Annotated in this window: 21 protein-coding genes and 2 pseudogenes; 21 read left to right on the top strand and 2 right to left on the bottom strand. The window is 66.9% G+C overall.

Going from position 1 to position 22,587, the window contains the following annotated elements; translation table 11 throughout:
* Positions 1-220: 220 nt before the first annotated feature.
* Positions 221-571, top strand: coding sequence for a DUF732 domain-containing protein (locus tag QXK92_RS05705; protein ID WP_306240695.1), 351 nt, complete (start codon positions 221-223; stop codon positions 569-571).
* A 121-nt stretch (positions 572-692) separates the two neighbouring features.
* Here the strand turns inward: QXK92_RS05705 and QXK92_RS34055 are convergent.
* Positions 693-931 (bottom strand): annotated as a pseudogene (locus tag QXK92_RS34055) (PE family protein).
* Positions 932-1,064: 133 nt separating this feature from the next.
* On the opposite strand from QXK92_RS34055, the gene QXK92_RS05700 reads away from it, so the two are divergent.
* The 11 genes and pseudogenes from QXK92_RS05700 (at position 1,065) to xerD (ending at position 12,486) form a co-directional block, all read left to right on the top strand.
* Positions 1,065-1,847, top strand: coding sequence for a tetratricopeptide repeat protein (locus QXK92_RS05700; protein WP_306240694.1), 783 nt, complete (start codon positions 1,065-1,067; stop codon positions 1,845-1,847).
* 1 nt (position 1,848) lies between these two features.
* A complete protein-coding gene (locus QXK92_RS05695; RefSeq protein ID WP_306240693.1) occupies positions 1,849-2,850 on the top strand; it encodes an HAD-IIA family hydrolase in 1,002 nt (333 codons plus the stop codon).
* Between the two features lie 23 nt (positions 2,851-2,873).
* Positions 2,874-3,050: a hypothetical protein gene (locus tag QXK92_RS05690; protein WP_306240691.1), complete on the top strand. Its 177-nt coding sequence runs from the start codon at positions 2,874-2,876 to the stop codon at positions 3,048-3,050.
* 8 nt (positions 3,051-3,058) lie between these two features.
* A pseudogene (locus QXK92_RS05685) lies at positions 3,059-3,862 on the top strand (TlyA family RNA methyltransferase); the annotation flags it as partial.
* Between the two features lie 116 nt (positions 3,863-3,978).
* Complete coding sequence (locus QXK92_RS05680; protein ID WP_306240690.1) at positions 3,979-4,899, top strand: NAD kinase; 921 nt, start codon at positions 3,979-3,981, stop codon at positions 4,897-4,899.
* Between the two features lie 3 nt (positions 4,900-4,902).
* Positions 4,903-6,645, top strand: a complete 1,743-nt coding sequence (gene recN / locus QXK92_RS05675) for a DNA repair protein RecN (protein WP_306240689.1) — start codon at positions 4,903-4,905, stop codon at positions 6,643-6,645.
* Between the two features lie 255 nt (positions 6,646-6,900).
* Positions 6,901-8,082: a putative cytokinetic ring protein SteA gene (gene steA / locus QXK92_RS05670; protein WP_306240688.1), complete on the top strand. Its 1,182-nt coding sequence runs from the start codon at positions 6,901-6,903 to the stop codon at positions 8,080-8,082.
* A gap of 11 nt (positions 8,083-8,093) precedes the next feature.
* The gene (locus QXK92_RS05665) at positions 8,094-9,038 is read left to right on the top strand and encodes a copper transporter (protein ID WP_306240687.1); all 945 of its coding nucleotides are present in this window, start codon (positions 8,094-8,096) and stop codon (positions 9,036-9,038) included.
* 115 nt (positions 9,039-9,153) lie between these two features.
* Positions 9,154-10,929 carry a CTP synthase gene (locus tag QXK92_RS05660; protein WP_306240686.1) on the top strand — a complete coding sequence of 592 codons (1,776 nt, stop codon included), beginning with the start codon at positions 9,154-9,156 and terminating at the stop codon, positions 10,927-10,929.
* Positions 10,922-11,545, top strand: coding sequence for an NUDIX hydrolase (locus tag QXK92_RS05655; RefSeq protein WP_306240685.1), 624 nt, complete (start codon positions 10,922-10,924; stop codon positions 11,543-11,545). The genes QXK92_RS05660 and QXK92_RS05655 overlap by 8 nt, the downstream gene beginning before the upstream one ends.
* The gene (gene xerD / locus QXK92_RS05650; protein WP_306240684.1) at positions 11,542-12,486 is read left to right on the top strand and encodes a site-specific tyrosine recombinase XerD; all 945 of its coding nucleotides are present in this window, start codon (positions 11,542-11,544) and stop codon (positions 12,484-12,486) included. Before QXK92_RS05655 ends, xerD begins: the two co-directional genes overlap by 4 nt.
* Positions 12,487-12,629: 143 nt before the next feature.
* Here the strand turns inward: xerD and QXK92_RS05645 are convergent, their stop codons facing one another.
* Positions 12,630-13,382 (bottom strand): O-methyltransferase, encoded by a 753-nt coding sequence (locus QXK92_RS05645; protein WP_306240683.1) that lies wholly within the window; start codon positions 13,380-13,382, stop codon positions 12,630-12,632.
* Positions 13,383-13,616: 234 nt separating this feature from the next.
* Between QXK92_RS05645 and QXK92_RS05640 the strand changes: the two genes are divergently transcribed.
* The 9 genes from QXK92_RS05640 to QXK92_RS05600 all read left to right on the top strand — a co-directional run bounded on the left by QXK92_RS05640 (position 13,617) and on the right by QXK92_RS05600 (position 22,586).
* Positions 13,617-15,221, top strand: coding sequence for a sodium bicarbonate transporter family protein (locus QXK92_RS05640; protein WP_306240682.1), 1,605 nt, complete (start codon positions 13,617-13,619; stop codon positions 15,219-15,221).
* 313 nt (positions 15,222-15,534) lie between these two features.
* The gene (locus QXK92_RS05635; RefSeq protein WP_306240681.1) at positions 15,535-16,392 is read left to right on the top strand and encodes a ParA family protein; all 858 of its coding nucleotides are present in this window, start codon (positions 15,535-15,537) and stop codon (positions 16,390-16,392) included.
* Complete coding sequence (locus QXK92_RS05630) at positions 16,317-17,201, top strand: segregation/condensation protein A (RefSeq protein WP_371934495.1); 885 nt, start codon at positions 16,317-16,319, stop codon at positions 17,199-17,201. The genes QXK92_RS05635 and QXK92_RS05630 overlap by 76 nt, the downstream gene beginning before the upstream one ends.
* On the top strand, positions 17,202-17,897 hold the full coding sequence (gene scpB / locus QXK92_RS05625) for an SMC-Scp complex subunit ScpB (RefSeq protein ID WP_306240680.1): 696 nt from the start codon (positions 17,202-17,204) through the stop codon (positions 17,895-17,897).
* Entirely contained in the window at positions 17,897-18,649 is a 753-nt protein-coding gene (locus QXK92_RS05620; RefSeq protein WP_306240679.1) for a pseudouridine synthase, read from the top strand. The genes scpB and QXK92_RS05620 overlap by 1 nt, the downstream gene beginning before the upstream one ends.
* Entirely contained in the window at positions 18,646-19,326 is a 681-nt protein-coding gene (gene cmk, locus QXK92_RS05615; protein ID WP_306240678.1) for a (d)CMP kinase, read from the top strand. Before QXK92_RS05620 ends, cmk begins: the two co-directional genes overlap by 4 nt.
* A complete protein-coding gene (gene der / locus QXK92_RS05610) occupies positions 19,323-20,723 on the top strand; it encodes a ribosome biogenesis GTPase Der (protein ID WP_306240677.1) in 1,401 nt (466 codons plus the stop codon). Before cmk ends, der begins: the two co-directional genes overlap by 4 nt.
* 160 nt (positions 20,724-20,883) lie before the next feature.
* Positions 20,884-21,684 (top strand): SDR family NAD(P)-dependent oxidoreductase, encoded by an 801-nt coding sequence (locus tag QXK92_RS05605; RefSeq protein ID WP_306240675.1) that lies wholly within the window; start codon positions 20,884-20,886, stop codon positions 21,682-21,684.
* The gene (locus QXK92_RS05600; RefSeq protein ID WP_306240674.1) at positions 21,678-22,586 is read left to right on the top strand and encodes a 3-hydroxyacyl-CoA dehydrogenase family protein; all 909 of its coding nucleotides are present in this window, start codon (positions 21,678-21,680) and stop codon (positions 22,584-22,586) included. The genes QXK92_RS05605 and QXK92_RS05600 overlap by 7 nt, the downstream gene beginning before the upstream one ends.
* Position 22,587: the final 1 nt, after the last annotated feature.

The raw sequence follows: 22,587 nt of genomic DNA, 5'->3' as shown, positions 1-22,587 counted from the left end.
CAATTCTTGGTTGCGCCGGGTCGCCGCGGTATCCCACTGCCGGCTGATCGGCGGCGGAAATCCGGGTCCGCCGTCGGCATGAGCCGCGTGTCCACCGAACGGGGGACAGCGCGTGCGTTAGGTCGCGGCCGCCCGGAAAGGCGGCATCGAAACGCGCTAGTGGGCAAAGCTTTACCTCACCGTGTTGCGAATGTGACAGTTGTTCAGCACTGTTGTCACGATGACCGCACCCGCGATCGCCCTCAGGCTCCTGGCTCTGGCCACCGGAGTGTTCGGAGTGTCGGCCACGGTCGCGGCACCGATCCATGCCGACATGCTGGGAAACGCGTTCCTGAACGCGCTCACCAACGCGGGCGTGCCGTACAGCCAGCCCGCCACTGCGGTAGCGCTGGGCCGCTCGGTTTGTCCCAAGGCGCTCTCGCCCGGTGGATCGTTCGACTCCATCGTGTCCGAGATGGCCGAGCTCAACAATCTGCCGCGGGAGCGGGCGGCCGCGTTCACCATCGTCGCGATTGCGACCTACTGCCCGGCCCTGATCTCCCCGATGCTGCCGCACCGGCTGCAGGCCTAGTGCCAATACCCGGCATGGTCGGCGGATCCGAAACGGCCGGTGCTGCCGCCGTTGCCGTAGAGCCGGCCGGCGCTGCCGCCGTCACCACCGGGGGTGGCGGCCTAGGAGCCTGAGCTATTGCTCAACGTGGCCACGAACTAGTGCTGCAAGCCCGCACCGGAGCACTGACCAGCTGATACTGCACACCATGACCACCGGACAACGCCGCAACCGGCACCGACACCTCATCGGCAGCCGCTGAGCGAACGCGGACGTGGAGAGTGCGGCCGTGACATTGGTGGCACCGATCGACGAACTGATTGTCGCCAGATCGGCGGCCGCCGCTGCCACGAATTCGGGGAGCACGCTGACAAAAGGCATGGCTCATGCTGTGCAGCGAGCGTGAGGCGAAGTATGAAAAGTCATGAAATGCGCTGGTAGCAGCGCTGCCCGGCACAGCGCCGACAGGACCGCAGATTATGAGTGCAGCGGCCGTACCCGTAACCTCTAGCGGGTGGTTGATGACAGGCGCGGTCGTAGCAGCGAGCGGCGACCGCGGTCCGGGTCCAACGGCGTGCCGCGACGATCGGGACCGGGCCGGGCACGACCGGCACAACCGCAGGCCGATGCCGCCCCCGCCGGACCGCCGATTCCCGCGGATATCGAGGCCCGGCAACTGGCGCCCGATGTGCGACGTGAGCTGACCACGCTGGACCGGGCCACTGCAGACGCGGTGGCCCGGCATCTCGTCGCCGCGGGTGGTCTGCTCGACGAAGACCCCGAGGCCGCCCTCAGCCATGCCCGCGCGGCCCGCGCTCGTGCCAGCCGGATCGCCGCGGTTCGTGAGGCGGTAGGCATCGCCGCGTACCACTGCGGCGACTGGGGCCAGGCGCTGGCCGAATTCCGTGCCGCCCGGCGGATGGGCAGCAAGTCCCCGTTGCTGGCTCTGATCGCCGACTGCGAGCGCGGCCTCGGCCGCCCGCAGCGCGCGATCGACCTGGCGCGCGGACCCGAGGCTGCCGAGCTCACCGGTGACGACGCTGACGAATTGCGCATCGTCGCCGCCGGTGCCCGCGCCGACCTCGGCCAGCTCGATCAGGCACTGACCGTGTTGTCCACCCCGCAGCTCGACCCGACCCGCACCGGCTCGACGGCCGCCCGACTGTTCTATGCCTACGCTGAAACGCTGCTGGCGCTTGGACGCGGCGAGGAAGCACTGCAGTGGTTCCTGCGTTCGGCGGCCGCCGACATCGAGGGCATCACCGATGCCGAAGACCGGGTCAGCGAACTTGGCTGAGATGAATAGCATTGCGCGGCAATATGATTGCCTGCTACTCGACCTCGACGGGACAGTCTTTCGCGGCCATCAGCCCACCGAGGGTGCCGTGGATTCGCTGGACGCGATAGACAGCCGCAAGCTGTTCGTCACCAACAACGCGTCCCGCAGCGCCGACGAAGTCGCCGCGCATCTGCGCGACCTCGGCTTCACCGCCGGCAGCGACGACGTCGTCACCAGCGCCCAAAGTGCGGCCCACCTGCTCGCTGCGCAGTTGCCACCGGGTTCGAAGGTGCTGATCGTCGGCACCGACGCATTGGCCGACGAGATCACCACCGCGGGTTTGCGTCCGGTCCGTCGTTTCGAAGACGAACCGGACGCCGTCGTACAGGGCCTTTCCATGACTATCGGCTGGCCCGACCTGGCCGAGGCCGCACTGGCCATCCGGGCGGGTGCGTTGTGGGTGGCGGCCAACGTCGACGTCACCCTGCCGACCGAGCGAGGATTGTTGCCCGGCAATGGATCTCTGGTGGCGGCCCTGCGGGCGGCCACCGGTGAGCAGCCGCAGGTGGCCGGCAAACCAGGGCCTCAATTGATGAAGGACGCGATCGGCCGTGGCGATTTCACGGCGCCGCTGGTCGTGGGTGACCGGCTCGACACCGACATCGAAGGCGCGAATTCAGCCGAGCTGCCCAGCCTGATGGTGCTCACCGGAGTGAACTCCGCCCGGGACGCCGTCTTCGCCGAACCCGCGCAGCGACCTACCTATATCGGGTACGACCTGCGGTCGCTGCACCAGGACGGCACGCTGTTGAAGGTGGGACCCAAGCCGGGCTGGCAGGTCGAGGTCGTGGACGCGGTGGCGACCGTGACGGCCACCGCCGACCACCAGGACGACAACCTCGCGATCGTCCGCGCCGTCGCCAGTGCCATCTGGGAGGCGGCGGGCCCGGTGCAGATCGAAGCCGGCGACGAACAGGCCCGCGACGCCCTGGACCGCTGGTCCCTGATGCACGGCGAGTAGCCGGTGACTACCGTAGGAGCGCAATGACTATCGATCCTGAGCAGATCCGCGCGGAAATCGAATCTCTGGTGGCCCAGCTGCCTGACAACGCTGACGCGGCCACCGGACCGTCCCTCGAGGAGCTCGAAGACATCGCCCGCCGCCTCTCCGAGGCGCACGACGTGTTGCTGCGGGCGCTGGAGTCGGCGGAGAAGGGCTGAGTGACAGCATGCCCCGGCGTGCTCGCGTCGACGCCGAGTTGGTGCGGCGAGGTCTGGCGCGCTCCCGGCAACAGGCCGCGGAGTTGATCGGCGCCGGCAGGGTGCGAATCGACGGGCTGCCCGCGGTCAAGCCGGCCACCTCCGTGGCGATCACTGCGGCGCTGACGGTGGCCGACGACGGCGAACGCTCCTGGGTGTCGCGGGGAGCGCACAAGCTTATTGGTGCGCTGGACGCGTTCGGAGTGACGGTCGAGGGCCGGCGCTGCCTGGATGCGGGTGCCTCGACCGGCGGGTTCACCGAGGTGCTGCTGGACCGTGGCGCCGCGCAGGTGATCGCCGCCGATGTCGGCTATGGGCAGCTGGCGTGGTCGCTGCGCAGCGACCCTCGCGTGGTCGTCGTGGAACGCACCAACGTGCGTGACCTGTCCCCTGAGAAGATCGGCGGGACCGTCGACCTGGTGGTCGCCGACCTGTCATTCATCTCGTTGGCGACCGTGTTGCCCGCGCTGGTTGGTTGCGCTTCTCCCGACGCCGATATCGTTCCGATGGTGAAGCCGCAGTTTGAGGTAGGCAAGGGGCAGGTCGGTGCCGGCGGGGTGGTCCACGACCCACAGTTGCGCGCCGATGCGGTGCTGGCAGTCTCGCGTCGCGCCGCTGAGCTCGGCTGGCGCACCGTCGACGTGACGGCCAGCCCGCTGCCTGGGCCGTCGGGCAACGTCGAGTATTTTCTGTGGCTGCGTGCCCGGACCGATCGCGGGCTGGCCGGCGATGAGCTCGTCGGGGCGGTCCAGCGCGCGGTGAGTGACGGCCCGACGACGATGCGGGGCGGAACGCCCCGAGGAGAAGTCGGGCAATTGGGGGTAAGCCCGACGACGATGCGGGGCGGCGCGCCCCGGGTTGGCGTCGGGCATTTGGAAAGTAGCCCGAAGTGACCGAACGTACCGTTCTGCTGGTTGTCCACTCCGGCCGTGACGAAGCGACCGAGACCGCCCGACGCGTCGAGAATGTATTGGAAGACAAGGGTATCGGGCTCCGAGCTTTGTCCGCGGAGGCGGTCGACAAGGGCTCGTTGCGGCTGAGTCCCAACGACATGCGGGTGCTGGGTGTCGATATCGAGGTCGTCGACGCCGACCCGATGGCCGCTGAGGGTTGCGAGCTGGTGCTGGTGCTGGGTGGTGACGGCACGTTCCTGCGGGCGGCCGAACTTGCCCGCAATGCGGGCATTCCGGTGCTGGGGGTCAACCTGGGGCGCATCGGCTTCCTCGCCGAAGCCGAGGCCGAGAACATCGACACCGTGCTCGACCACGTTGTCGCGCAGGACTATCGGGTGGAAGACCGGTTGGTACTCGACGTCGTGGTGCGCCAGGGCGGCGAGGTGATCGCTGCGGGCTGGGCGCTCAACGAAGCCAGCCTGGAAAAAGGCCCCCGACTCGGCGTCCTGGGCGTCGTCGTCGAAATAGACGGCCGGCCCGTTTCGACGTTCGGCTGCGACGGCGTGCTGGTGTCCACGCCGACCGGATCCACCGCGTACGCGTTCTCCGCAGGCGGACCCGTGTTGTGGCCGGACCTGGAAGCAATTCTGGTGGTGCCCAACAACGCTCACGCACTGTTCGGCCGTCCGATGGTCACCAGTCCAGACGCCGCCATCGCGGTCGAAATCGAGGCCGACGGTCACGACGCGCTGGTGTTCTGCGACGGCCGTCGGGACATGCGGGTGCCGGCCGGCAGCCGGCTCGAGGTCACGCGCTCTGCCACGCCGGTGAAGTGGGTGCGCCTGGACAGCGCACCGTTCACCGACCGGCTGGTGACCAAGTTCCGGTTGCCGGTGACGGGTTGGCGCGGGAAGTAGCCGGTGCTCAACGAGATTCGCATCGAGGCGCTGGGTGCAATCAGCGTTGCGACCGCCGAGTTCGATCGCGGGCTGACGGTGCTGACCGGTGAAACCGGCACCGGCAAGACCATGGTGGTCACCGGACTGCATCTGCTCGGCGGCGCGCGTGCCGATGCGACGCGGGTGCGGTCGGGATCCGAGCGTGCTGTGGTCGAGGGCCGTTTCACCACATCCGACGTCGACGACGCGGTCACCGCCGGGCTCGACGAGATCCTGAACACCTGCGGCGCGGAGCGCGATGAGGACGGCAGTGTGATCGCCTTGCGCACCGTGAGCCGCGACGGCCCCTCACGCGCCTACCTCGGTGGCCGCAGCGTGCCGGCGAAGTCGTTGAGCGGCTTCACCACTCAGCTGTTGGCGCTGCACGGGCAGAATGACCAGCTGCGGCTGATGCGCCCCGACGAGCAACGCGGCGCGCTGGACCGGTTCGCGGCAACCGGCGCCGCATTGGAGCGCTACCGCAAACTGCGGGAAGCGTGGCTGTCGGCCCGGCGCGACCTCACCGACCGGCGGGACCGGACCCGCGAAATCGCTCAGGAAGCCGATCGACTCAAGTTCGCGCTCAACGAGATTGACACCGTCGACCCGCAACCGGGGGAAGACGAAGCGCTGGTCGCCGATATCGTCCGGCTGTCCGAACTGGACACCCTGCGCGAAGCCGCTGCCTCGGCCCGCGAGGTGCTCTCCAGTTCGTCCGACGAGGCGTTCGGGGCGGCCGACGCTCTGGGGCGCGCCCGGGGCGCACTGGAATCGACCGGCGATGCCCGGCTGCGGGCACTGGGCGACCAGATCGGCGGCGCGCTGACGGTAGTGATCGACGCGGTCGGCGAATTGGGCGACTACCTCGAGGCGCTGCCGACCGACGCCAGCGCACTGGACGCCAAACTGGCCCGCCAGGCGCAACTGCGCACGCTGACCCGTAAGTATGCCGCCGACATCGACGGCGTGCTGCAGTGGGCGCAGGACTCGCGCGACCGGCTGGCGCAGCTCGACGTGACCGAAGAAGGTCTGGCCGCGTTGGAATGCCGGGTCGAGGAACTCGGGCGCGAATTGGGCCAAGCCGCAATCGATCTCAGCAAGATCAGGCGTAGGGCCGCCAAGAAGCTGGCCAAAGAGGTCACCGCGGAGCTTGCCGGCCTGGCGATGAACAACGCGGATTTCACGATCGGCGTCAGTACCGATACCGCCGATCCGCACGACCCGTCCGCGCTGATCCTGCCCGACGGTGAACCGGCTCGCGTCGGCACCGACGGAATCGATGTGGTGGAGTTCGGCTTCGCCGCGCACCGCGGCATGTCGGTGCTGCCGTTGGCCAAGAGCGCTTCGGGCGGTGAGCTGTCGCGGGTGATGCTGGCGCTGGAAGTGGTGCTGTCGGCTTCGGCCACCGGCACCACGATGGTGTTCGACGAGGTCGATGCCGGCGTGGGTGGCTACGCGGCTGTTCAGATCGGTCGACGGCTGGCCCGGCTGGCCCGCACCCACCAGGTCATCGTCGTCACGCATCTGCCGCAGGTTGCGGCCTACGCCGACGTGCACCTGGTGGTGCACAGCCAGGGACCAAAGGGCACCAGTGGCGTTCGCCGCCTGAGCAGCGAGGACCGGGTGGCCGAGCTGGCCCGGATGCTGGCCGGGCTGGGGGAGTCCGACAGCGGCCGCGCGCACGCTCGCGAACTACTCGAGACCGCGCAGACCGACCGCGCGTAGTTACCTGTGGCGTAAGCCCGCGCCGGCGGGGGCCGGGCGCGGCTTGGTCTGGGGTGAGCGTGCGCTCAATGCCAGCTGCAGCGGCGTGTCGTTGTGCAGACACGCACGCTCGGGCTGCAGACGCGCGGCGTGCCCAAACCCTCGCAACCAACCCGCGATGAAGATGTGACAGATGTGACGCTTTATAACTTCTGAGGCAGATGTTACGGCGCGCCTCCCCGATGCAGCCGTCTATCGCCGACAGAATCGGCTCCCATGAAGATGTCAGCGCTTCTATCTCGCAACACCGTCCGGCCCGGACTCGTGGGCACCGCCCGAGTGGACCGGAATATCGACCGACTGCTGCGCAGGGTGTGCCCCGGCGACATCGTGGTCCTCGACATCCTCGACCTCGACCGCATCACCGCCGACGCACTGGTGGAAGCTGACATCGCCGCCGTCGTCAACGCATCCCCGTCCGTCTCGGGCCGCTACCCCAACCTGGGCCCCGAGGTCCTGGTCAACAACGGGGTCACCCTCATCGACGAGACCGGGCCCGAGATCTTCAAGAAGGTCAAGGACGGATCCAAGATCCGCCTCTATGAAGGCGGCGTCTACTCCGGGGACCGCCGCCTGATCCGCGGCACCGAGCGCACCGACCACGACATCGCCGACCTCATGCGAGAGGCCAAGAGCGGGCTGGCCGCTCACCTGGAAGCGTTCGCGGGCAACACCATTGAGTTCATCCGCAGCGAGAGCCCGCTGCTGATCGACGGCATCGGCATTCCCGACATCGACGTCGACATGCGCCGCCGGCACGTGGTCATCGTCTCCGAAGAACCAAGCGCCGAAGAGGACCTGAAGTCCCTCAAGCCGTTCATCAAGGAGTACCAACCCGTCCTGGTCGGCGTCGGACAGGGAGCCGACGTGCTGCGCAAGGCCGGTTACCGTCCCCAGCTCATCGTCGGCGACCCCGACCAGATCAGCGCCGAAGTTCTCAAATGCGGTGCCCAGGTGGTACTGCCCGCCGACGCCGACGGACACGCCGCCGGCCTGGAACGCATCCAGGACCTCGGGGTGGGTGCCATGACCTTCCCGGCCGCCGGCTCTGCCACCGACCTGGCTCTGCTGCTGGCCGATCACCACGGCGCCGCGCTCCTGGTGACCGCCGGGCACACCGCCAACATCGAGACCTTCTTCGACCGGACGCGTTCGCAGAGCAACCCCTCGACGTTCCTCACCCGGCTGCGGGTGGGGGAGAAGCTGGTCGACGCGAAAGCGGTTGCCACTCTGTATCGCAACCACATCTCCGGCGGTGCCATTGCGCTGCTCGCGCTCACCATGTTGATCGCGATCATCGTCGTGCTGTGGGTGTCTCGCACCGATGGTGTGGTGATGCACTGGATCGTCGAGTACTGGAACCGCTTCACCCTCTGGATCCAGCACCTGATCTCTTAGGAAGTGCCCCGATGATCTCGTTACGCCAACATGCCATTTCGCTGGCCGCCGTCTTTCTGGCGCTGGCCATCGGCGTGGTGCTGGGCTCCGGCTTCTTCTCCGACACCGTGCTGTCCAGCCTGCGCAACGAGAAGCGCGACCTGGCCAGTCAAGTCAACGGCCTCAACGACCAACGCAATCAGCTGAACGAGAAGCTCAGCGCAGCAAACACTTTCGATGCACAAGTGCTCGGCCGGATTGTGCACGAGGCATTGACGGGCAAGACGGTGGTGTTGTTCCGCACCCCGGACGCCAGGGACGACGACGTGTCAGCGGTGTCGAAAATCATCGGGCAGGCCGGCGGCTCGGTCACCGGTACCGTCTCGTTGACGCACGAGTTCGTCGAGGCCAACTCCGGGGAGAAGCTTCGCTCGGTGGTCAACTCCTCGATCCTGCCCGCCGGCACCCAGTTGAGCACCAAACTGGTCGACCAGGGCTCACAGGCCGGTGATCTGCTGGGCATCGCCCTGCTGGTCAACACCAACCCGCAGGCGCCGGCCGTGGACGACACGTCGCGCGACACCGTGCTGGGCGCCCTGCGCGAAACCGGCTTCATCACCTACCAGCCCAACAACCACATGGCAGCGGCCAACGCCGCCATCGTGGTCACCGGCGGGGCGGTCCCCGCCGACGCCGGCAACCAGGGCGTCACCGTGGCGCGGTTCGCCGCTGCCCTGGCTCCGCACGGCTCGGGCACCGTCCTGGCCGGCCGGGACGGCTCGGCCGGCGGTAGCGCCGCAGTGGCGGTGGCCCGCGCCGACGCCGGCATGGCGGCTGCCATCAGCACCGTTGACGACGTCGACGTCGAGCCCGGACGCATCACGGCCATCCTCGCCCTGCACGATCTCGTCGGCGGCGGCCATCCCGGTCACTACGGCACCGGGCACGGCGCCACGTCGGTGACAGTGCCGCAGTAGGGCGTGTTCGACACGGCGGGCCGCCGTGGATGTTAGGGTGAGTTTCCGTGGGTCGGCAGGCCCAGCACGTTTGACTTTTCTGCATCAGCCCTGCCCTTCACGGAGGTTCGCCTAGTTGCGTAAGCATCCGCAAACTGCCACCAAGCACCTCTTCGTCAGCGGTGGGGTCGCTTCATCACTGGGCAAGGGCCTGACGGCGAGCAGCCTCGGCCAGTTGCTGACCGCACGCGGTTTGCACGTCACGATGCAGAAGCTGGACCCGTACCTCAACGTCGACCCGGGCACCATGAATCCGTTCCAGCACGGCGAGGTCTTCGTCACCGAGGACGGAGCCGAAACGGACCTCGACGTCGGCCACTACGAGCGCTTCCTCGACCGTGACCTGTCCGGGTCGGCGAATGTGACGACGGGCCAGGTGTATTCGACGGTGATCGCCAAGGAGCGCCGCGGCGAGTATCTGGGCGACACAGTCCAGGTGATTCCGCACATCACCGACGAGATCAAGCGGCGAATCCTGGCGATGGCCGAACCGGACGCGAGCGGCCACCGGCCCGACGTCGTCATCACCGAGATCGGCGGCACCGTCGGCGACATCGAATCGCAGCCGTTCCTGGAGGCGGCCCGCCAGGTCCGCCATTATCTCGGCCGCGAAGACGTGTTCTTCCTGCACGTATCGCTGGTGCCCTACCTGGCGCCGTCCGGTGAACTCAAGACCAAGCCCACCCAACACTCGGTCGCCGCGCTGCGCAGCATCGGTATCAGCCCGGACGCACTGATCCTGCGCTGCGACCGTGACGTCCCCGAAGCGCTGAAGAACAAGATCGCGCTGATGTGTGACGTCGACATCGACGGTGTCATCTCCACCCCGGACGCGCCCTCGATCTACGACATCCCCAAGGTGCTGCACCGCGAGGAACTCGACGCCTTCGTGGTGCGCCGGCTGAACCTGCCGTTCCGCGACGTCGACTGGACCGAATGGGACGACCTGCTGCGCCGGGTGCATGAACCGCACGACACGGTGCGAATCGCTCTGGTGGGCAAGTACGTTGAGCTCTCCGATGCCTACCTGTCGGTGAGTGAGGCGTTACGCGCCGGAGGGTTCAAGCACCGCGCCAAGGTTGAAATCGTCTGGGTGGCCTCGGATGACTGCGAGACGCCCAGCGGTGCGGCGGCCACGCTGGGCGACGTGCACGCCGTATTGATCCCCGGCGGATTCGGCATCCGCGGCATCGAGGGCAAGATCGGCGCCATCCGCTACGCGCGGGCGCGTGGGTTGCCGGTGCTGGGGCTGTGTCTCGGGCTGCAGTGCATCGTGATCGAAGCCGCCCGCTCGGTTGGTCTCACCGAGGCGAACTCCGCCGAGTTCGAGCCGGACACACCCGATCCCGTGATCTCCACGATGGCCGACCAGGAACAGGCCGTTGCCGGCGAGGCGGACCTCGGCGGCACCATGCGGCTGGGCGCCTACCCGGCCGTCTTGGAGCCCGATTCGATTGTGGCCCAGGCGTATCAGGCCACGCAGGTGTCCGAGCGCCATCGCCACCGTTACGAGGTCAACAATTCCTACCGGGAGCGGATCGCCGAGAGCGGACTGCGCTTCAGCGGGACGTCACCCGACGGGCACCTGGTCGAGTTCGTCGAATACCCGCCGGAGCAGCACCCGTTCATCGTCGGCACCCAGGCCCACCCTGAGCTCAAGAGCCGGCCGACGCGGCCGCATCCGCTCTTCGTGGCGTTCGTCAAGGCGGCCATCGACTACAAGGCGGGTGAACTACTGCCCGTCGAAATCCCCGAGATCCCGGAGCACCACGCTTCCAACGGCAACGAGCGTCGAGACAGTGACGGTTCGGCGGTAGGGCAGTCGATAGCCGAACCCGCCACCCGTGGCTGAACACGACTTCGCGACGGTCTCGTCCGAAATTCTCTACCAGGGAGCCATTTTCGCGCTACGCCGGGACGAGGTTCTGATGCCCGGCGGCAACATCGCGAAACGCGAAGTCGTCGAGCACTACGGCGCGGTGGCGGTGGTCGCGCTGAACGAGGACGACGACATCGCACTGGTCTACCAGTACCGGCACACCTATGGCCGCAGAATTTGGGAGTTGCCGGCCGGACTGCTCGACGCGCCGGGAGAAGCGCCACACCTCACCGCCGAACGCGAACTCGAGGAGGAGGTCGGGCTGCACGCCCGTACCTGGCAGGTGCTGCTGGACGTCAACACCGCCCCAGGCTTCAGCGACGAATCGGTGCGGGTGTTTCTGGCCACCGGCCTCAGTGACATCGGCCGTCCCGCGGCGCACGACGAAGAAGCCGACATGACGATGCAGTGGTTTCCGCTGGCTAACGCGATCGATCGGGTGTTTCGCGGCGAAATCGTCAATTCGATTGCCATCGCGGGGATCTTCGCCGCCCACGCGGTCACCGCCGGCATCGCCAAGCCGCGTCCGCTGGACACCCCGTGGATTGACAGGCCGACGGCATTCGCCAAGCGCAAGGCCGCGCCATGACGGCGGCGCTGACGCTCGACGCGCAGATGCAGGGTTACCTCGACCATCTGACGATCGAGCGTGGCGTGGCGGCCAACACCCTGAGCTCCTATCGCCGCGACCTGCGCCGCTACTCAAAGCATCTGGAAGAACGCGGTATTCACGATCTGGCCAAGGTCGGCGAGAACGACGTCAGCGAGTTCCTGGTGGCGCTGCGCCGTGGTGATCCCGAAACGGGTGCGGTGGCGCTGTCCGCGGTCTCGGCGGCGCGGGCCCTGATCGCCGTGCGGGGTCTGCACCGGTTCGCGGCCGCCGAAGGGCTGGCGGAGCTGGATGTGGCGCGGGCGGTCCGACCGCCGACGCCGGGCCGGCGGCTGCCGAAGAGCCTGACCGTCGACCAGGTGCTGGCGCTGCTCGAGGCGGCGGGCGGCGAGGATGCGTCCGACGGGCCGCTGACCCTGCGCAACCGGGCGTTGCTGGAGCTGTTGTATTCGACGGGGTCGCGCATCTCCGAAGCCGTCGGTTTGGACGTCGACGACATCGACACCCACGCGAGGTCGGTGTTGTTGCGTGGCAAGGGCGGCAAGCAGCGCCTGGTCCCGGTGGGCCGCCCTGCCGTGCAGGCACTCGACGCCTACCTGGTGCGCGGTCGCCCGGACCTGGCCCGCCGGGGACGCGGCACCCCGGCCATCTTCCTCAACGCCCGCGGCGGCCGGTTGTCGCGCCAGAGCGCGTGGCAGGTGTTGCAGGACGCGGCAGAACGCGCCGGCATCACCTCGGGTGTGTCGCCGCACATGCTGCGGCACTCCTTCGCCACGCACCTGCTCGAAGGCGGCGCCGACGTACGGGTGGTGCAAGAGTTGCTCGGTCACGCGTCGGTGACCACTACGCAGATCTACACCCTGGTCACGGTGCACGCGCTGCGTGAGGTGTGGGCCGGCGCCCACCCGCGCGCCACCTGACCGGCCCTCGCGCGGGTCACCCAACTGGCGCCCCGCGCGGGTCACCCAACTGGCGCTGCGCGCGGGTCACCCACCTGGCGCGAGCAGACGCAAAATCACCGTGGAGCATTCGCTCCAACGGGATTTTGCGCCTGCTCGCGCGCCTAAGCGAGGTACTCGGACTCCAGCACCAGGTCGGACACCATCGACTGATACTCGAGATGTGTCTTGTGCTCGACGGTGTTCCACGTCTTGCCCTGTTGTTCCCGCATGTAGGCGCGGTACTTCGGCGCGCCGGGCACCCGGACATTGTCGGCGACAGCGATCGATCCCCGGTGCAGCCACCCGCGGGCCAAGATGCTCTGCAGGTCGTCCAGGTAGGCGTCTTTGTCGTGGTCCAGGAAGAGAAAATCGACTGCCTCAGAGGTGAATCCGTGATCGTCGGCCAGCACGTCCAAGGTGCGTCCCCCGTCGCCGATGGTGCCGACCACACACGTCACCCGGTCGGCCACGCCGGCGTGACTCCAGATCCGCCGGGCGTTGGCGGCGTTGGCCTCGGCGAGTTCGATCGAGAACACCTTGGCCTGCGGCGCGGCCCGCGCGATCCGCAGGGCGCCGTATCCGACATAGGTACCGAGCTCGAGCGCGAGCGACGGGTTGGCGCGGCGCACGGCGGCGTCGAGCAGTTGGCCCTTCTCGTCGCCGACATTGATCAACATCGACTTCTCGTAGGCGAACTTGTCGATGGTGGCCAACACGTCGTCGATGTCACCGGCGCGCGCGTGGTTCACCACGTAGTCGACCACCGCCGCCTCACGTCCGTCACCGATCTGGCCGGTCCTGGTGATGTTGCGTGCCCCGGTGGCCATCCGCCACACCGACCACCGCAGCAGGGGTATGCGTCGTTTGAGATCCATGGACCTCCACGATAGGCGCTCACATGCCGCGCAATTCGGAATCTCTTTTCGCCCCGGTTGGCCTATGAGTCTCCAATGAGCACCGCTGCGCACCCAGTCTGGGGTTGCTTCTTGTCAGGGCGGCAAGGCATGTTGGCAATAGGTGCGCCGGAAAGTCTGGTCGGCAACTCGGCTCGGAGCGGGTCGGGTGTGTTTCGACTGGAGGGTGGATCTGTGTCAAGCAGACGGAGCAGCGTGCCGGACGCCCCACAAGCGCAGAAGATCGGCCTCTTGACCTACACCGGCCGATTCGGCGGCGGTCTTCGGGCGGATGTACGGCGAAAGCTACCTTGCTATATCAGCGACTTCAAGGACGGGCTACATTCGAAAGTCTCGGCGTCTGTAAGTTTTCTCTTTTTCGCCTGCCTTGCGAATGCTATTGCTTTCGGTGGTCTCACCAGTGTCATGACCCACGGTGAGGTCGGCATCGTGGAAATGATTGTGGCAACCGCCATCGGCGGAATCCTGTTCGCGCTTTTGTCCGCCCAACCCCTAACAATTTTGGGCGGCACCGGCCCCATCGTCATCTTCACCGGCCTGCTGTACACGATGTGCCTGCGTTTCGACCTTCCATTTCTGCCGGTCTACGCCTGGGTAGGAGTCTGGTCGGGCATTCTTATTCTGGTCCTCGCGGTGACCGATGCCAGCGCGCTCATGAAATTCTTCACCCGCTTCGTCGACGAGATCTTCGCCGTCCTCATCGCTGTCATCTTTATCGTCGAAGCAGCGCGCTCCGTGGTGTCGCCCTTCATCGCGTCACCGCGCAACGACGCGACCGCCCTGATGACTCTGGTCCTCGCTTTGGGAACATTCCTGTTAGCCCGCACCTTCAAGACCTTCCTGCAGACCAGGTATGTCCAGCGCACTTTCCGCGAATTCGTGGCAGATTTCGGGCCCACCATCGCCATAGCGCTGATGACAATATTCGCCTTGACGTTGCCGGAGGTCCAGGTGGCGGATGTGGCCATTCCCAGCCAATTCGGCACCAGCACCGGCCGGTCCTGGCTCGTCGACATGTTCTCGGTGCCAGTCTCGGTGATTGTCGCTTGCCTCGGGCCGGCTGTACTGGTCACCGTTCTGCTGTTTCTCGACCAGAACATCACGACTCGTCTGGTCAACAGCCCTTCGCATGCCCTCCGAAAAGGTGGCGGCTATCACCTTGACCTGGCTGTCGTCGGCGTCATCACCGCGGTGTGCTCCGTGTTCGGTTTGCCCTGGATTGTGGCGGCCACCGTCCATTCCCTGAACCACGTCAAGAGTCTGGCGACCACCAGACGACCTGTCGACACTTATGTGTCACAGGGATTTGGTGCAAACCAGTCTCAAGGCGACGAGTCCGGCGCCGAGCGCATCCTGACTGTCCGAGAAAATCGAGTCTCCCCGCTCACAATTCATATCCTGATTGCGGCCTCGCTCTTCGTGTTGCCGCTGATCAAGAAAATTCCGACTGAGGTACTTTTCGGCCTATTCCTGTTCATGGGTTTCGCCACCCTCAACGGGACGGACTTCTATGCGCGGTTGAAACTGTGGTTGACGGACCGCAACCTGTACCCCAACACCCACTACGTTCGTCATGTTCCCTGGAAAGTCATACATCTGTTCACCTTGGTCCAGGTTCTTTGTCTGGTGGTGTTGTGGATCCTCAAGAGCAGCCCGGCAGGAATCTTGTTCCCCTTGTTCATCGCGATGCTGGTGCCGTTGCGCCTTTTGCTCAGCAGGTGGTTCCAGCCAGAGCACTTGGCTTTGCTCGACGCCGATGAGCAGGCCGGCGACGACAGCATGGGGGACTTCCGGCTCTGAGCTCGGCCGCTGCGAGTCGCACGCCGGATCCGCCTGCGGGACGAGCTCATCGATTGCGGCGCGCGAGCCCGCCTTGGTTGACCAGCGCGGGCTCGATCGTCGGATCGGTCTCGCTCATCGTCCACGGGCTGCGATGTCTTCAGCGCAAAGTCAGCGTCACCCAGCTGGAAAGTGGCGGCGTGTACCGCCGCATCGGGCGCAGATCTCCCAGCCGATTGATTTGCCAGCGGGTCTGCCGGCGCAAGCACACCCAGCCGTTAGACTTTCCTGCAATGTCCACGCTGACGCCCGTCACCACCCACCGCCACCGGGCATGACCGACCACTCGGGTCCAGAGATCGGCCTGACCGGCCGGCCGCCGCGGGCGATTCCTGATCCGAAACCACTGGCCAGCCACGGCCCAGCAAAGGTCGTCGCGATGTGCAACCAGAAGGGTGGCGTCGGTAAAACCACATCGACGATCAACCTGGGCGCCGCTCTTGCCGAATACGGCCGGCGGGTGCTGCTGGTGGACATGGACCCGCAGGGGGCGCTGTCCGCCGGTCTGGGTGTGCCGCACTACGAGCTGGAAAAAACCATTCACAACGTGCTGGTGGAGTCGCGGGTGTCGGTCGACGACGTGCTGATCAACACCCGGGTCAAGAACTTGGACCTGGTGCCCAGCAACATCGACCTGTCGGCCGCCGAGATTCAGCTGGTGAACGAGGTGGGGCGGGAGCAGACGCTGGCCCGCGCGCTGTATCCGGTGCTGGACCGCTATGACTACGTGCTGATCGACTGCCAGCCGTCTCTGGGGCTGCTCACCGTCAACGGCCTGGCCTGCGCCGAAGGCGTCGTCATCCCCACCGAATGCGAATTCTTCTCGCTGCGTGGCCTGGCGCTGCTCACCAACACCGTGGACAAGGTGCGCGACCGCCTGAACCCCAAGCTGGACATCAGCGGCATCGTGATCACCCGCTACGACCCACGTACCGTGAACTCCCGCGAGGTGATGGCCCGCGTCGTCGAACGGTTCGGTGATCTAGTGTTCGACACCGTGATCACCCGCACCGTCCGCTTCCCGGAGACCAGTGTCGCGGGCGAACCCATCACCACATGGGCGCCCCGGTCAGCAGGTGCGCTTGCGTATCGCTCACTCGCCCGCGAGTTCATCGACCGATTCGGCGTGTGAGCGGCCCTGACAGTCCGGCGCCATCCGAGAGCGGGTTCCAGGTCCGGCTGACCAACTTCGAAGGGCCGTTCGACCTGCTCCTGCAGCTCATCTTCGCCCACCGGCTCGACGTCACCGAGGTGGCGCTACACCAGGTCACCGACGATTTCATCGCGTACACCAAGACCATCGGCGCGCAGTTGGATCTCGAAGAGACGACAGCGTTCCTGGTGGTCGCCGCCACCCTGCTGGACCTCAAAGCCGCACGGCTGCTGCCTACCGGCCAGGTCGACGACGAGGAAGACCTGGCACTGCTGGAAGTACGCGACCTGTTGTTCGCGCGCCTGTTGCAGTACCGGGCCTTCAAGCACGTCGCAGAGATGTTCGCCGAGCTGGAAGCCACCGCGATGCGCAGCTATCCCCGCTCGGTGGCGATCGAGGAGCGCTTCGAGGGCCTGCTGCCCGAGGTGATGATCGGTGTCGACGCGCACCGGTTCGCCGAGATCGCGGCAATCGCCTTCACCCCGCGTCCGGTTCCGACGGTGGGCCTCGGGCATCTGCACGTGGAGCCGGTGTCGGTGCCCGAGCAGGCCCGGCACATCCTGACCATGCTGGAAGGGCGCGGCAGCGGCCAGTGGGCCTCGTTCTCGGAGCTGGTAGCCGACTGCACCGTGCCGGTCGAGATCGTCGGGCGCTTCCTTGCGCTGCTCGAACTGTATCGGTCGCGGGCTGTAGCATTCGACCAGTCCGAGCCCCTTGGCGTGCTCCAGGTTTCGTGGACCGGGGAACGGCCAACGAGCGAATCGTTGCTAGAAGTGCGAGATCAGTAGATGACCCAACTGCCGCCCAGTGGCGAGCTGGATGCTGGCATCCCGGATATCGCCGAACCCGCCGAGATGGACCCCGATGAGCTCGGCCGGGTGCTCGAATCGCTGTTGCTGGTGGTGGACACCCCGGTGACCGCGGAGGCGCTGGCCTCGGCCACCGAGCAACCCGTCTACCGGGTCGGGGCCAAGCTGCGGTTGATGGCCGACGAACTCACCGAGCGCGACAGCGGTATCGACCTGCGCCAGACGAGCGAGGGCTGGCGGCTCTACACCCGGGCGCGTTTTGCGCCCTACGTCGAGAAACTTCTGCTGGACGGTGCGCGCAGCAAACTCACCAGGGCCGCGCTGGAGACGCTCGCCGTGGTGGCCTACCGCCAGCCGGTGACCCGCGCGCGGGTGAGTGCGGTGCGCGGTGTCAACGTGGACGCCGTGATGCGAACCTTGTTGGCGCGCGGTCTGATCACCGAAGTCGGCAACGACGAAGACAGCGGCGCAGTCACTTTCGCCACCACCGAGCTGTTCCTCGAACGGCTGGGCCTGACGTCGTTGTCCGAACTGCCCGATATCGCACCGTTGTTGCCCGATGTCGACACCATCGACGACCTCAGCGAGTCCCTGGACAGCGAGCCACGATTTATCAAACTCAACGGTGGCCGGCCCTCCGATCAGCCGCTGACGTTCGACGTGGACCACGACTGATGGCCGGCTCCGACGAGCAGCGGGGGATCCGCCTGCAGAAAGTGTTGTCCCAGGCCGGGATTGCCTCGCGCCGGGCAGCCGAGCGCATGATCATCGACGGCCGGGTTGAGGTCGACGGTCAGGTGGTGACCGAGCTGGGCACCCGGGTCGATCCGGACGCTTCGGTGATCCGCGTCGACGGTGGCCGGGTGGTCCTGGACGATTCGCTGGTCTACCTCGCGCTGAACAAGCCGCGCGGTATGCACTCGACCATGTCCGATGATCGGGGCCGGCCGTGCATCGGCGATCTGATCGAACGAAAAGTACGCGGCAACAAGAAGTTGTTCCACGTCGGGCGATTGGACGCCGACACCGAAGGGTTGATCCTGCTGACCAACGACGGGGAGCTGGCACACCGTTTGATGCACCCTTCCCACCAGGTGCCCAAAACCTATCTCGCCACTGTCACCGGTGCGGTGCCGCGCGGGCTGGGCAAGCAGCTGCGGGCCGGCATCGAATTGGACGACGGCCCGGTCCGGCTCGACGACTTCGCGGTGGTGGACTCCATTCCGGGCAAGTCGCTGGTGCGGGTGACGCTGCACGAGGGCCGCAACCGGATCGTCCGCCGGTTGCTGGCGGCGGTCGGGTTCCCGGTCGAGGCGCTGGTGCGCACCGACATCGGCGCGGTGACGCTCGGCAAGCAGCGCCCCGGCTCGGTGCGGGCCCTGCGGCACGACGAGATCGGGCAACTGTACAAGGCGGTGGGGTTGTGAGCGTGGTAGTGGCGATCGACGGTCCGGCGGGGACCGGAAAGTCCTCGGTATCACGGGGATTGGCGCGCGGACTGGGTGCGCGTTTCCTCGACACCGGAGCGATGTACCGGATGGTGACACTGGCGGTGCTGCGCGCCGGAATCGATCCCGCCGACGCCGAGGCGGTGAGTGAAACCGCCGCCACGGCAGAGCTTTCGGTGGGCTACGACCCCGACGCGAGCAGCTTCTTCCTGTGCGGCGAAGACGTTTCCGCCGAGATTCGCGGCGACGATGTCACCCGGGCGGTGTCCGCGGTGTCGGCGGTACCCTCCGTCCGTCACCGCCTGGTCGACATTCAGCGCCAGATGGCCGAGGGCCCAGAGACGATCGTCGTCGAGGGACGTGACATCGGGACAGTGGTGTTCCCGGACGCGCCGGTGAAGATCTACCTGACCGCCTCCGCCGAGACGCGCGCGCAGCGACGCAACGCGCAGAACATCCGGTCGGGGCTGGCCGATGATTACAAGGCAGTCCTGGCCGACGTCCGCCGCCGCGACCACCTCGACTCGACCCGGGCGGTGTCGCCGCTGCGCGCCGCGCCGGACGCGATCGTCGTCGACACCAGCGACATGACCGAGGCGCAGGTGATCGCTCATCTGCAGGAGTTGGTCATCCAGCGAAGTGGGGCGGTGCGATGACCGAGGACGGTACCTGGTCCGACGAAAATGACTGGGAAATAGCGGAATCCGGATCGGATGAGTTCGCCGAGGCCGGCCCGGCGCCCGTCGTGGCGATCGTGGGGCGACCCAATGTCGGCAAGTCGACGTTGGTGAACCGGATCATCGGCCGGCGCGAAGCGGTGGTGCAGGACGTCCCGGGTGTGACCCGGGACCGGGTGTCCTACGACGCGCTATGGACCGGGCGCCGATTCGTGGTGCAGGACACCGGGGGATGGGAACCCGACGCAAAAGGCCTGCAGCAGTTGGTGGCCGAGCAGGCGTCGGTGGCGATGCGCACCGCCGACGCGGTGATCCTGGTGGTCGATGCCACGGTCGGGGCGACCGCGGCCGACGAGGCCGCCGCCCGCATCCTGCTGCGCTCGGGCAAGCCGGTGTTCTTGGCGGCCAACAAGGTTGACAGCGAGAGGGCCGAATCCGACGCCGCCGAGCTGTGGTCTCTGGGTCTGGGCGAGCCCTTCGCGATCAGCGCCATGCACGGTCGCGGCGTCGCCGAGCTGCTCGACGCGGTGCTGGACGCGGTGCCCGAGGTCTCGGAGGTCACGTCGAGCGGCGGTGGCCCGCGCCGGGTAGCCCTGGTCGGAAAACCGAACGTGGGCAAGAGCTCCCTGCTGAACAAGCTGGCCGGCGACCAGCGATCGGTGGTCCACGACGTCGCCGGAACGACGGTCGATCCGGTGGACTCGCTGATCGAGCTGGGCGGCAAGGTGTGGCGGTTCGTCGACACGGCCGGTCTACGGCGCAAGGTCGGGCAGGCCAGCGGTCACGAGTTTTATGCCTCGGTGCGCACCCGAGGCGCCATCGACGCGGCGGAAGTGGTGATCATCCTGATCGACGCCTCGCAGCCGCTCACCGAACAGGACCTGCGGGTGCTGTCGATGGTGATCGAGGCCGGCCGCGCGCTGGTGATCGCCTACAACAAGTGGGACCTCGTCGACGAGGATCGGCGCGACCTGCTGGACCGTGAAATTGACCGGGAGCTGGTGCAGGTGCGCTGGGCCCAGCGGGTCAACATCTCCGCCAAGACCGGCCGGGCGGTGCAGAAGCTGGTGCCCGCGATGGAAACCGCGCTGGCTTCGTGGGACGCCAGGATTCCGACCGGGCCGCTGAACAGCTGGATCAAGGAGGTGGTGGCGGCGACGCCGCCGCCGGTGCGCGGGGGCAAGCAGCCACGCATCCTGTTCGCCACTCAGGCCACTGCCCGCCCGCCGACGTTCGTGCTGTTCACCACCGGATTCCTGGAAGCCGGCTACCGCCGGTTCCTGGAGCGGCGGCTGCGCGAAACGTTCGGATTCGAGGGCAGCCCGATCCGGATCAACGTGCGCATGCGGGAGAAGCGCTCGGCCAAGCGCCGCTGATCGCACCCGGTTAATCGCTCCCGCATTGATGATTCCCACGATGCGGGCATAGAAAGCTACGTCACAGGAATATGCCGTTGACATGCGCGGACGACGCTTCCTAACATCTCTCGTATAGCGGATATAGATGACCGCATCGTGGGATTAGCGAGGTATTCCGATGACGACGCAGCAGGCTCTCAGCAAAAGCCAGACGCGGTTCAGCGTCCGGGACAAGTCGATATTGATCACCGGAGCGACCGGTTCACTCGGCCGTGTCGCGGCACGGGCGCTCGCCGACGCGGGAGCCCGGCTGACCCTGGCCGGCGGCAATGCGGCCGGCCTGGCCGACCTGGTCGACGACGCCGGTATCGACGGTGCGGTGGTGGTTCCGTGCCGGCCCGAAACCCCGGCCGACGCACAGGCCATGGTCGAGGCTGCCGTCGCGCGTCACGGACGGCTGGACGGGGTGCTGGTCGCCTCCGGCATGAACCACGTCCAGCCCATCACCGAGATGGCCGTCGAGGACTTCGACAAGGTGATGGGGGCCAACGTGCGGGGCGCGTGGCTGGTCAGTCAGGCGGCCGGGCGGGTCATGCTCGAGCAGGGGCTCGGCGGCAGCATCGTGCTGGTGTCCTCCGTGCGTGGGGCATTGGGCCACAGCGCGGGCTACAGCGCCTACTGTCCGTCCAAAGCGGGAACCGATCTGCTCGCCAAGTCGCTGGCCGCCGAGTGGGGCACAAACGGCATCCGGGTGAACGCCCTTGCCCCCACGGTATTCCGGTCCGAACTGACCGAGTGGATGTACGCCGACGATGAAAAAGGACGCACCACCCGGGAAACCATGTTCGCCCGAATCCCCCTGGGACGCTTCGCAGAACCCGAAGATTTCGTCGGCGCCCTGATCTATCTGCTCAGTGACGCCTCTAGTTTCTACACCGGCCAGGTGATGTATCTGGACGGGGGGTACACCGCATGCTGAGCTCGCCCGGCTTCACCCGTGCGGCGGTGGTCGGCGCCGGCCTGATGGGCCGTCGCATCGCGGGTGTGCTGGCCTCGGCGGGACTCGACGTCGTCATCACCGACACCAACGCCGAAATCCTCGCTGCCGCAGCCGCAGAGGCAAACGAGGTGTCCGGGGCGCAGCGCGGTTCGGTGTCTGCCACCGCCGATCTGGCTGCGGCGGTGCGGGATTGCGACCTGCTGGTCGAGGCCATCGTCGAAAACCTCGCTGTCAAGCAGGAACTCTTCGAGCGCCTGGCCGGACTGACGCCGCGTGGTGCGGTCCTGGCCACCAACACCTCCGTGCTGCCGATCGGCGCCGTCACCGAGCGGGTCGAAGACGGCGGCCGCGTCATCGGCACGCACTTTTGGAATCCGCCCGACCTCATCCCGGTCGTCGAGGTCATCCCCAGCGAGCGGACGCACGCCGACACCGTCGACCGAATCGTCGCGTTGCTGAACCAGGCAGGGAAGCTGCCGGTGCGGGTCGGTCGCGACGTCGCGGGATTCATCGGCAACCGTCTGCAACATGCGCTGTGGCGCGAGGCGATGGCGTTGGTGGCCGAGGGCATCTGTGACGCCGAGACGGTGGATTTGGTGGTGCGCAACACCATCGGGCTGCGTCTGGCCGCGCTCGGTCCCCTCGAGAACGCCGACTACATCGGCCTGGACCTGACGCTGGCGATCCATGACGCCGTGATCCCGAACATCAACAGCGACCCGCATCCCAGCCCGCTGCTGCGCGAGCTGGTGGACACGGGCCACCTGGGAGCACGCACGGGCCGGGGATTTCTCGACTGGCCGCCAGGCGCCCGGGAAGAGACGGCCGCCCGGTTGGCCGGGCACATCAGTCAGCAACTCAACACAGAAAGGATGTCATAGC

Origin of the sequence: Mycobacterium sp. TY815, assembly GCF_030755135.1 — a bacterium.
GTDB lineage: Bacteria > Actinomycetota > Actinomycetes > Mycobacteriales > Mycobacteriaceae > Mycobacterium.
Note: the sequence above shows the minus strand (reverse complement) of the source record. Positions and strands in the feature narration are given on the sequence as shown.